Annotated in this window: 11 protein-coding genes; 8 read left to right on the forward strand and 3 right to left on the reverse strand. The window is 73.4% G+C overall.

From position 1 onward, the window contains the following. Positions 1-327: hypothetical protein (locus JZ5iCDA_RS18945; RefSeq protein WP_216093446.1), on the forward strand; the 327-nt coding region annotated here is incomplete at its 5' end. Between the two features lie 27 nt (positions 328-354). Here the strand turns inward: JZ5iCDA_RS18945 and JZ5iCDA_RS12630 are convergent. Further along, entirely contained in the window at positions 355-813 is a 459-nt protein-coding gene (locus tag JZ5iCDA_RS12630; RefSeq protein ID WP_139123099.1) for a hypothetical protein, read from the reverse strand. A 224-nt stretch (positions 814-1,037) separates the two neighbouring features. Here JZ5iCDA_RS12630 and JZ5iCDA_RS12635 point away from each other — a divergent pair, with 224 nt between their 5' ends. Continuing rightward, positions 1,038-1,286, forward strand: a complete 249-nt coding sequence (locus tag JZ5iCDA_RS12635) for a WhiB family transcriptional regulator (protein WP_069387499.1) — start codon at positions 1,038-1,040, stop codon at positions 1,284-1,286. A gap of 110 nt (positions 1,287-1,396) precedes the next feature. Here JZ5iCDA_RS12635 and JZ5iCDA_RS12640 read toward each other — a convergent pair whose 3' ends face one another. After that, positions 1,397-2,884: a sensor histidine kinase gene (locus JZ5iCDA_RS12640; protein WP_069387500.1), complete on the reverse strand. Its 1,488-nt coding sequence runs from the start codon at positions 2,882-2,884 to the stop codon at positions 1,397-1,399. A 99-nt stretch (positions 2,885-2,983) separates the two neighbouring features. On the opposite strand from JZ5iCDA_RS12640, the gene JZ5iCDA_RS12645 reads away from it, so the two are divergent. The 6 genes from JZ5iCDA_RS12645 to JZ5iCDA_RS12670 all read left to right on the forward strand — a co-directional run bounded on the left by JZ5iCDA_RS12645 (position 2,984) and on the right by JZ5iCDA_RS12670 (position 10,023). Continuing rightward, positions 2,984-3,514: a DUF2505 domain-containing protein gene (locus tag JZ5iCDA_RS12645; protein WP_069387501.1), complete on the forward strand. Its 531-nt coding sequence runs from the start codon at positions 2,984-2,986 to the stop codon at positions 3,512-3,514. 223 nt (positions 3,515-3,737) lie between these two features. Beyond that, positions 3,738-5,066, forward strand: coding sequence for an ABC transporter substrate-binding protein (locus tag JZ5iCDA_RS12650; protein ID WP_069387502.1), 1,329 nt, complete (start codon positions 3,738-3,740; stop codon positions 5,064-5,066). A gap of 125 nt (positions 5,067-5,191) precedes the next feature. After that, on the forward strand, positions 5,192-6,313 hold the full coding sequence (locus JZ5iCDA_RS12655) for a carbohydrate ABC transporter permease (protein ID WP_069387503.1): 1,122 nt from the start codon (positions 5,192-5,194) through the stop codon (positions 6,311-6,313). Further along, positions 6,310-7,230 (forward strand): carbohydrate ABC transporter permease, encoded by a 921-nt coding sequence (locus tag JZ5iCDA_RS12660; RefSeq protein ID WP_069387504.1) that lies wholly within the window; start codon positions 6,310-6,312, stop codon positions 7,228-7,230. Before JZ5iCDA_RS12655 ends, JZ5iCDA_RS12660 begins: the two co-directional genes overlap by 4 nt. Positions 7,231-7,324: 94 nt before the next feature. Continuing rightward, positions 7,325-8,890 carry a glycoside hydrolase family 1 protein gene (locus JZ5iCDA_RS12665; protein WP_069387505.1) on the forward strand — a complete coding sequence of 522 codons (1,566 nt, stop codon included), beginning with the start codon at positions 7,325-7,327 and terminating at the stop codon, positions 8,888-8,890. Positions 8,891-9,006: 116 nt separating this feature from the next. Beyond that, positions 9,007-10,023, forward strand: coding sequence for a LacI family DNA-binding transcriptional regulator (locus JZ5iCDA_RS12670; protein WP_069387507.1), 1,017 nt, complete (start codon positions 9,007-9,009; stop codon positions 10,021-10,023). Between the two features lie 58 nt (positions 10,024-10,081). Here JZ5iCDA_RS12670 and JZ5iCDA_RS12675 read toward each other — a convergent pair. Next, on the reverse strand, positions 10,082-10,284 hold a 203-nt coding region (locus tag JZ5iCDA_RS12675; RefSeq protein ID WP_139123100.1), incomplete at its 5' end, for a hypothetical protein.

Raw genomic sequence — 10,284 nt, forward strand, 5'->3', positions numbered from 1 at the left:
CGTCCGGTGGTCGTCGTCGACGACCTCGAGCAGCTCGTGCAGCTGTGCGTCCTCGAGGCCGACCGGCTCGCGGCGACGTGCCGCGACGACGTCACGCTCGTCGCCTCGGCGACGACGGCGGCCGCGGCCATGGCGCTGCGCGGGCCGCTCGCGGAGCTGCGTGCGCTGCGCCGCGGGCTCGTGCTCGGCCCCTCCGAGCGCGGGAGCGCTGACGTGTTCGGCCACGACCTCGCGTGGCTCGCCGACCCGGGCCGGCCGCGCGCCGGCCGCGGCGTGCTCGTGGACGGCGCGCGGACCGTCCCCGTGCAGGTCGCGCGGGCGTGGTGAGCCGCGCGGCGTACGCGCGGCCCCGCGTCAGGCGCCGGGCTGCGCGTCGCGCGTCGTGGCGTCGACCACCGGGCGGAGCATGAGCAGCACGAGCACCGCGACGGCGACCACGAGCGCGACGACGACCCACGGCGTGACGCCGACCTGCAGGGAGCTCACGGCGACGACCCCCTGGAGGATCTGCCACGTCGCGACGGGCGAGCGCGCCCAGCGCCTCCCCTGGAACAGGCCGCGCGCGGCGGCGACGAGCAGCGCCGCCACGCCGAGCGCGAAGACGACGAGGAACAGGCTCACGCCGACCGACTGCGAGCCGCCGCCGAACAGCTCGACGAGGAGCACGACGGCGCCGACGACGAGCGCCACGACCTCGAGGCCGACACCCGCGAGGAGGGCCGTCAGGGCGGCCGGGCGCTCGGGCCCGGGGGCCGCCGGGCGGCCGTCCGGCGCCGGCTCGGACGGGGGCACGGGAGCGGTTCGCGGAGGCACGATCATCCAGCGTACGCCGCGACCTGGGGCTTCACACCAGTGTGACGAAGGCCTCATGATTCACCCCGGGGAAACTTTCCCGTAACCACTTGTGCTGGCATTCACGAGGTGTGACGCTGGTTCAAGCATCAATCAACTCCCCCCGTTCGAGCCTGGTCCCGCGCGCCCGTCGCGCAGCACCACGACCCGTTGCCGGGCTCCATCCCCGTCCCGAGGAGATCATCATGGACTGGCGTCACCGCGCAGCCTGCCTGGACGAAGACCCCGAGCTGTTCTTCCCGATCGGGAACACGGGCCCGGCCCTCCTGCAGATCGAGGAGGCGAAGGCCGTGTGCCGTCGGTGCGAGGTCGTCGACACGTGCCTCAAGTGGGCGATCGAGTCGGGCCAGGACGCGGGCGTCTGGGGCGGCCTGTCCGAGGACGAGCGCCGCGCGCTCAAGCGCCGCACCGCCCGCGCCCGCCGCGCCGGCTGAGACGTCCCCCGGGCGGCCGCACGCCGCCCCCGCGACTCACGAAGGGCCTCCACCCGACCGGGTGGAGGCCCTTCGGCGTCCGTGCCGCTCGACCGTGCGCGGCCGCCCGCTCAGCCCTGGCGCGCGCCCGACCCGTCTCGCAGCACGAGCTGGAGCTCCACCTGCGTGCCGCCGCCGGGCCGCGGGCCCCACGTGATCGTGCCGCCGAGCTCGTTCGTGACGAGGGTCTGCACGATCTGCGTGCCCAGCCCGCTCTTGGCTGCACGCCCCGCGCTCGCCACGTCGCCGTCGGGCATGCCGATGCCGTCGTCCGCGACGACGATGCGCACGGCCGAGCCGTCGCGCTCGACCGCGACCTCGACCGTGCCTGCCTCGCGCTTGGCCAGGCCGTGCTCCACCGCGTTGGTGACGAGCTCGGTGAGGACGAGCGCGAGCGGCGTCGCGTCCTCGGCGGGCACGAGGCCGAACGTGCCCGTGCGCACCGTGCGCACGCTCGTGTCGGCCGACGCGACGTCGGCCGCGAGCCGCAGGGCACGGCCCACCATGTCGTCGAACTCGACCTCCTCGTCGAGGGTCTGCGAGAGGCTCTCGTGCACGAGGGCGATCGTCGCGACGCGGCGCATCGCCTCCTCGAGCGCGGCTCGGGCCTCGGGCACGTCCATGCGTCGGGCCTGCAGGCGCAGCAGCGCCGCGACCGTCTGGAGGTTGTTCTTCACCCGGTGGTGGATCTCGCGGATCGTCGCGTCCTTGGTGATGAGCTCGCGCTCGCGACGGCGCAGCTCCGACACGTCGCGGCACAGGAGCACGGCCCCGATGCGCTGGCCCGACTCCGTGAGGGGCAGCGCGCGCAGCGACAGCGCGACGCGGTGCGCCTCGATGTCCGTGCGCCACGGCGCGCGGCCCATCACCACGAGCGGGAGCGACTCGTCGACGGGCGTCTGGTGCTCGACGAGGTCGGTCGTCACCTCGATGAGGGAGCGCCCCACGAGCGGCCCGATGACGCCGAGACGGTGGAAGCAGCTAAGCGCGTTGGGGCTCGCGTACAGCACCTCGCCCTCGGAGTTGAGCCGGATCAGCCCGTCGCCCACGCGCGGGGCGCCGCGGCGCGGGCCCGTCGCGGCGTTGGGGAACGGGAACTCGCCGCGCGAGATCATCGCGACGAGGTCGTCCGCCGCCTCGACGTAGTTGAGCTCCAGCCGGCTGGGCGTGCGGCCGCTGCCGAGGTTCGTCTGCCGCGCGACGACGGCGATCGCCCGGCCCTGGTGCACCACGGGGATCGCCTCCTCGCGGACCGCGTACGCGCCGAACCAGCGCGGCTCGCGCGAGCGCTGCGAGCGGACCTCCGTGAGCGCGCGCTCGAGCTGCGGACGCTGCCCCTCCGGCGCCGCCGATCCGACGATGTCGTCGTAGTGCACCGTCGCGCCCGTCGAGGGACGGCACTGCGAGATCGCCACGAAGCCGCCGTCCTTCGTCGGCAGCCACAGCACGAGGTCGGCGAAGGCGAGGTCCGAGATCACCTGCCAGTCCCCCACGAGCAGGTGGAGCCACTCGTTGTCCGCGGCGCTGAGGTCGGCGTGGCGGGAGATGAGGTCACTCATGGCAGACACACCCCCCAGCGTAGAGGTGCGGTGCTCGTTAGAGTGCCCGTTAGAGTCCCCGTGAACGCCCCACGAGCGGGGCGCACCCGAGGAGGCCCCGTGCACCTAGCCGTCGACCTGCGCTACCCCGCGTCCGTCCAGGCCGTCGGCGCGATGCTCGCGGACGAGTCGTTCGTCCGCTGGCGGGCCGAGCGCGCCGGTGGTCCGGGCGCCGAGGTGCAGCAGGTCGACGTCACCGGCACCGCGGACGGCGCGTTCACGGTCGCCGTCCGCCGCACCCTGCCGACCGACCAGATCCCGGCGCACGTGCGGTCGTTCGTGGGCACCGGCCTGGAGATCCGCCAGGCCGAGGCCTGGGAGGCGGAGCACGACGGCGTGCGCCGCGGCACGGTCTCGCTCGAGATCGCGGGCGCCCCGGTGCGCCTGACCGGCACCGTGCTGCTCGCGCCGGGCACGACGGGAGACGCGGGCGACGGCGGCGCGCTCCAGTCGTACGCGGGCGAGGTGCGGGCGTCGGTCCCGCTCTTCGGCAGCGTCATCGAGGAGGCCGCGGCCGAGGCCGTCCGCACGGCGCTGGCGGCTGAGGAGCGGGCCGGCCAGGAGTGGCTGACCCGCGCGCACGGAGCCTGACCGCGATCTCGAACCGGTAACGATTTCCCCGTCGGACCGCATCCCCACCGAGCCCACAACGCTCTGACCTGCACGGACGCAGGAGTGGGAGCGCGACCACGCGATCCCGCCGTGCGAGCGGCTTGACACCTGGCGACGCGCACCGACACCATTCGGGCACGTCAATGGAAGCGCTACCACTCCGTCGTGGGAGCGCTGCCACCGTCACGACAAGGGAGTCATCGTGCAGAGCAGCACCCGTACGACCCGCTGGCCCCGCCAGGCGGTGTCCGCCGCCGCGGGCCTCGCGGCCATCACCCTCGCCCTGACCGCGTGCGGGTCCGGGTCCGGGTCCGACGACGACACGGCGTCGGGCGACGAGAAGATCACCCTCACCGTCGCGACGTTCAACGACTTCGGCTACACCGACGAGCTCCTCGCGCGGTACTCCGAGGAGCACCCGAACGTCGAGGTGAAGCAGACGAAGGCGGCCAAGTCCGAGGACGCCCGCACCAACCTCACGACCAAGCTCGCCGCCGGCGGCGAGGGCCTCGCCGACATCGAGGCGATCGAGGTGGACTGGCTCCCCGAGCTCATGCAGTACCCGGACCTCTTCACCGACCTCGCCGACCCCGAGCTCGAGGGCCGCTGGGTCGACTGGAAGGTCGAGCAGGCGACCACGCCCGACGGCAAGGTCATCGGCTACGGCACCGACATCGGCCCGAGCGCGATCTGCTACCGCCAGGACCTGTTCGAGGCGGCAGGGCTGCCGTCCGACCCGGCCGGCGTGGCCGAGCTCCTCGGCGGCGAGGACGCGACGTGGGACGACTACTTCGCGGCCGGCGCGACCTTCACCGCGGCGAGCGACGCCGCCTGGTACGACTCGGCGATGTCCATCTCGCAGGGCATGGTCAACCAGATCGACAACGCCTACGAGGAGTCCGACGGCACGCCGAAGGACCTCGCGTCGAACACCGAGATCAAGAAGATCTACGACACGGTCCTCGAGCAGTCGACGACCAACGGCCTGTCCGCCGGCCTCGAGCAGTGGTCGGGCGACTGGGACGCCGCGTTCCAGAACGACGGCTTCGCGACGATGATCTGCCCGGCGTGGATGACCGGCCCGATCGAGGAGCGCTCGGGCGGCGTCACCGGCTGGAACGTCGCCGACGTCTTCCCCGGCGGCGGCCTCAACTGGGGCGGCTCGTTCCTCACCGTCCCCGCGTCCGGCCCGAACGCCGAGGCGGCCAAGGAGCTCGCCGCGTGGCTGACCGACCCGGCGCAGCAGACGGAGGCGTTCGAGAACGCCGGCACCTTCCCCTCGCAGGTCGAGGCGCAGGAGTCCGAGGCGGTCCAGACGTTCACGAACGAGTTCTTCAACGGCGCCCCCGTCGGCGAGATCTTCGTCAACCGCGCGCTCGCGATCGAGGGCGCACCGTTCAAGGGCGCGAACTACTTCGCGATCCACACCGCGGTGCAGGACGGCATCAAGCGCGTCGACGTCGAGAAGACCGACGACGCCGCGTCCTCGTGGGAGAAGACGCTCCAGTCCTTCCAGGACCTGGGTCTGTGACCTGACGGGACCGGGCCGGCGCGCGAGCGCCGGCCCGGTCCCCGCCGTGCCGCGGGCACGGCCCGTCCACCGCCCGGCGTCGCCGGACGCGACCGCGTCGACGCACCCCCAGACCAGGAACTCACATGGCCGTCCTCACGCCCACCCAGCCCTCGCCCGGGCTCAGCGGGCCGACCGAGCGCACACCGCGCCGCGTCGGCCTCACCCAGCGCCTGAGCCGCTGGGACGTCAAGGTCTCCCCCTACCTCTACATCTCGCCGTTCTTCGTCCTCTTCGCGATCACCGGCCTGTTCCCGCTCGTCTACACCGCCGTCGTGTCGGTGTACGACTGGAACCTGCTGGGCGGCCAGGGCGACTTCGTCGGGCTCCAGAACTACTCCGACGTGCTCGCGCAGCCCACGTTCTGGAAGTCGCTGCGCAACACGCTGTCGATCTTCGTCCTGTCCTCGGTGCCGCAGGTGATCGCGGCGATCGCCATCGCCGCGCTGCTGGACCAGAACCTGCGCGCCGCCACGTTCTGGCGCATGGGAGTGCTCCTGCCGTACGTCGTGGCCCCGGTCGCGGTCTCGATGATCTTCGGCCGCCTCTTCGCCGACCAGTACGGCCTCATCAACGAGCTGCTCGGCCTCGTGGGCGTCGAGCCGGTCCGCTGGCACGCGGACACCTTCGCCAGCCACGTCGCGATCTCCAGCATGGTGAACTTCCGCTGGACGGGCTACAACGCGCTCATCTTCCTCGCGGCCATGCAGGCCGTCCCCCGCGAGCTGTACGAGGCCGCGATCATCGACGGCGCGGGGCGCGTGCGCCAGTTCTTCTCCGTCACGGTCCCGCAGATCCGCGCGACGATCATCTTCGTCGTCATCACCTCGACGATCGGCGGGCTGCAGATCTTCGACGAGCCGCGCATGTTCGACGCGCAGGGCCTCGGCGGCGCGGACCGCCAGTGGATGACGACGGTCCTCTACCTCTACGACGTCGCGTGGGGCAACCAGAAGAACTTCGGCCGCGCCGCGGCCGTGGCGTGGCTCCTGTTCCTCCTCATCCTCGCGATCGGCATGGTCAACTTCCTCATCACCCGGCGGATCTCGACGTCGTCGACCGTGCCCGGCGGGTCCCGCCGCGCCCGCCGCGACGTCCTGGCCCGGCGCCGCGCCTCGGCCGCGAAGGCCATGGCCGTCCAGCCGCCCGCCGCCGGCGAGACCGCGGCCGTGCCGATGCCCGACACCACCGACCGGAGGAACCGATGAGCTCCGTCCCCGTCGCCGCCCAGACCGCCGGCCCCGGCGCCGCACGGGCCGCCGCACGCCGCCGCAGCGCGGGCAAGAACGTCGGCGGCACGCAGCGCCGGCCCCGCTGGGTCACCTACACGGTCCTCGCGATCGTCCTCGTGGTGTCGGTCTTCCCGCTGTACTTCACGCTGATCCTCGGGTCCTCCACGCCCGACGCGATCTCGCGCTCCGCGCTCCCCCAGCTCCTGCCCGACGCGACCCTGTTCGACCGGTTCGCCGACGTCATGGGCTCGGACGCGATCAACTTCTGGACGGCAGCCCTCAACTCGGTCGTCATCTCCGTGGTGACGTCGCTGTCGGTCGTGCTCTTCTCGACGCTCGCGGGCTTCTCGTTCGCCAAGCTCCGCTTCCGGGGGCGCGGCCCGCTCCTGGTGTTCGTCATCGCGACGATGGCCGTGCCGACCCAGCTCGGCGTCATCCCGCTGTACATCCTCATGTCGGACATCGGCTGGATCGGCAAGCTCCAGGCCGTCATCGTGCCCGCGCTCGTCACCGCGTTCGGCGTGTTCTGGATGACGCAGTACCTCGGCGAGGCGCTGCCGTACGAGCTCATCGAGGCCGCGCGCGTGGACGGCGCGTCGATGTTCCGCACGTTCTGGTCGATCGCCCTGCCGGCGGCCCGGCCCGCTGCGGCGATGCTCGGCCTGTTCACGTTCGTCCAGCAGTGGACGAACTTCTTCTGGCCCTCCATCGTGCTCAACCAGAGCAACCCGACGCTGCCGCTCGTCGTCCGGTCCCTGCAGTCCAACTACTTCGTCGACTACTCGCTCGTCATGGCGGGGGTCTTCCTCGTGACGCTGCCGCTCATCGTGATCTTCCTCTTCACGGGCCGCCAGCTCGTCGCGGGCATCATGCAGGGCGCCGTCAAGGGCTGAGGGCCCCCCGACCGCTCCTGCGCGGCCGGGCCCGGCCCGGCCGCTGGGCCAGCCCCACCATGCCTCCGCACCACCTCCGAAGGACAATCGACCCATGAGCATCTTCGTCCCGTCCACGCCGCTCGCGCCCAACCCGGCGACCGCCACCGGTCGCGTGGAGCTGCCGCAGGGCTTCCTCTGGGGCGCCGCCACCGCGGCGTTCCAGATCGAGGGCGCGGGGCACACCGACGGCCGCACCGACTCCATCTGGGACGCGTTCTGCCGCGTCCCGGGCGCGGTCGTGAACGGCGACGACGGCATGGTCGCGTGCGACCACTACCACCGGTACCGCGAGGACGTGGCGCTGATGCGCGAGCTGAACCTCAAGGCGTACCGCTTCTCCACGTCGTGGGCGCGCGTGCGGCCCGACGGCGGCGCCGTGAACCCGGCCGGCGTCGCGTTCTACGACCGCCTCGTCGACGAGCTGCTGGAGGCGGAGATCCTCCCGTGGCTCACGCTCTACCACTGGGACCTGCCCCAGGCGCTCGAGGAGCGGGGCGGCTGGACGAACCGCGACACCGCGTACCGGTTCGCCGAGTACGCCGTGACGATGCACGAGGCGCTCGGGGACCGCGTGGGCGTGTGGACGACGCTCAACGAGCCCTGGTGCTCCGCGTTCCTCGGCTACACGGCCGGCGTGCACGCGCCGGGCCGGCAGTCGCGCGAGGACGGCCTCGCGGCCGCGCACCACCTCCTGCTCGGTCACGGGCTCGCGGTGCAGGCCCTGCGCGAGCGCGCACCGCAGGCGAACCTCGGCATCACGCTCAACTTCACGGTGTCCGACCCGGTCGACCCGACCGACCCGGCCGACGTCGACGCCGCGCGCCGCATCGACGGCCAGTTCAACCGGATCTTCCTCGACCCGCTGTTCCGCGGCGAGTACCCCGAGGACGTCCTGGAGGACGTGGCGCCCTACGGCCTGCTCGACCACGTGCGCGACGGGGACCTCGAGATCGTCTCGACCCCGATCGACACGCTCGGGGTGAACTACTACAACGGCGGCGCCGTCGCGGGCCGCCCGCTGGAGGCAGGCACCACCGAGGGCGAGAGCACCGACGGCGGCACCCGCCCCGAGGGCGTCCGGGACGGTGACGACGCGGGCGCCCCCGTGCGCACGACGTCGTCCCCGTACCCCGCGGCCGACGACGCGCACGGCCGCTCCCGTGGTCTGCCCACCACGGACATGGGCTGGGAGGTGCAGCCCGAGGGGCTCACCCGTCTGCTCACGCGCCTGCAGGAGGAGTACACCGGTCCGCGCGGCGTGGCCATGTACATCACGGAGAACGGCGCGGCCTACCCTGACACGGTGGGGCCGGACGGGTCGGTCGACGACCAGGACCGGCTCGCGTTCATCGACGCGCACCTGCGGGCGACGCGGGACGCGATCGACGCGGGGGCCGACGTGCGCGGGTACTTCGCATGGTCGCTCCTGGACAACTTCGAGTGGGCGCTCGGCTACACGAAGCGGTTCGGCATCGTGCGCGTCGACTACGAGACCCAGGAGCGCACGGTCAAGGCGAGCGGCCGCTGGTACGCCCAGGTGGCCCGCGACAACGCCGTGCCCGCCCGCGACGACGCCGGGCCCGCCCGCGACGGCTCCGCGGACGACGCCGCACGCTGATGAGCACCGCGACCCCTCCCGCCCCCGTCCCCTCGCCCGTCGGCGTGACCGTCGAGGTCGCCGTCGACGCGGCGTCGGGGACGCGGGCCGGGACGGGGGCGCGGGATACTGGTCGGATGAGCACCCCGAGCACCGCCCCGACGCTGGACGAGGTGGCCCAGGCGGCGGGCGTCTCGCGCTCGACCGCGTCCCGCGCGATCAACGGCGGGCTGCGCGTGTCGCCCGAGGCGCAGGCGGCCGTCGACGCGGCCGTCGCGCGGCTCGGCTACACGCCCAACCGTGCGGCGCGCTCGCTCGTCACGCGGCGCACCGACTCGATCGCGCTCGTGGTGCCGGAGCCGGACGAGCGCATCCTCACCGACCCGTTCCTCGCCGGGACGATGCGCGGCGTGAGCGCGGCGCTCGTCGGCACGGACCTGCAGCTCGTGCTGCTGTTCGCGCGCCCGGACGAGAAGCCCGGGCGGATCGTGCGCTACCTGCGCAGCGGGCACGTCGACGGCGCGATCGTCGCCTCGCACCACCGCGACGACGAGCTCGAGGAGGCGCTGCTCGCCACGCGGCTGCCCGCCGTGTTCGTCGGCCGGCCGTTCCACCCGACGCCCGACCTCCTGTACGTCGACGTGGACAACGTCGAGGGCGGCCGGCTCGCCGCGCGCCGTCTCGTCGAGGCCGGGTGCCGGCGCGTCGCGACGATCGCCGGCCCGCAGGACATGACCGCGGGCGTCGACCGCCTCGCCGGCTGGCGCGAGGTGCTCGAGGAGGCGGGCCTGCCGCACGACGCGGTCGCCGTCGGCGACTTCGCCGTCTCGGGCGGGGCCGCCGCGATGGAGGCGATCCTCGCCGAGCACCCCGACGTGGACGGGCTCTTCGCCGCGTCCGACCTCATGGCCGAGGGCGCGATGCGCGTCCTCGCCCGGCACGGCCGCAGCGTGCCCGGTGACGTGGCCGTGGTCGGGTTCGACGACCTCGCGACCGCCGCGACGACGTCTCCCCCGCTCACGACCGTCCGCAACCCGATGGTCGAGATGGTGCGCAGCGCGACGGACATGCTGCTCGACCTCGTCGCGCACGGCACCGGGGACGTCGGCTCGCGCGTGCTCGCGCCCGAGCTCGTCGAGCGCTCCTCCGTCTGACGCCGCCGCGCCGGCCCGCTGACGGGCCGGCGCGTCCTCGGCCGGTCGGCCGCGGGCGTCAGCGCCGCACGTGTCCGTACCGGTGCGTCGTGCGGCTGACGGCCTGCTCGTGCAGGACCGTGAACAGCTCGCGGCGCCCGCTCGCGACGACCGCCTGGTCGAGCACGGTCACGTCCCCCGTCCGCTCGGCCGCGGCCTCGAGCAGCCCCGGCGCGGAGCCGACGACCCGCACGCGGCCGCGCACGCGCCCGTCGCGCACGC

Source organism: Cellulosimicrobium cellulans, from assembly GCF_001722485.1.
GTDB lineage: Bacteria > Actinomycetota > Actinomycetes > Actinomycetales > Cellulomonadaceae > Cellulosimicrobium > Cellulosimicrobium cellulans_A.

Coding starts and splice junctions, on each gene's coding strand:
- JZ5iCDA_RS12635 (WP_069387499.1), top strand. CDS start 1,038: ATGGACTGGCGTCACCGCGCAGCCTGCCTGGACGAAGACCCCGAGCTG.
- JZ5iCDA_RS12670 (WP_069387507.1), top strand. CDS start 9,007: ATGAGCACCCCGAGCACCGCCCCGACGCTGGACGAGGTGGCCCAGGCG.
- JZ5iCDA_RS12665 (WP_069387505.1), top strand. CDS start 7,325: ATGAGCATCTTCGTCCCGTCCACGCCGCTCGCGCCCAACCCGGCGACC.
- JZ5iCDA_RS12655 (WP_069387503.1), top strand. CDS start 5,192: ATGGCCGTCCTCACGCCCACCCAGCCCTCGCCCGGGCTCAGCGGGCCG.
- JZ5iCDA_RS12660 (WP_069387504.1), top strand. CDS start 6,310: ATGAGCTCCGTCCCCGTCGCCGCCCAGACCGCCGGCCCCGGCGCCGCA.
- JZ5iCDA_RS12640 (WP_069387500.1), bottom strand. CDS start 2,884: ATGAGTGACCTCATCTCCCGCCACGCCGACCTCAGCGCCGCGGACAAC.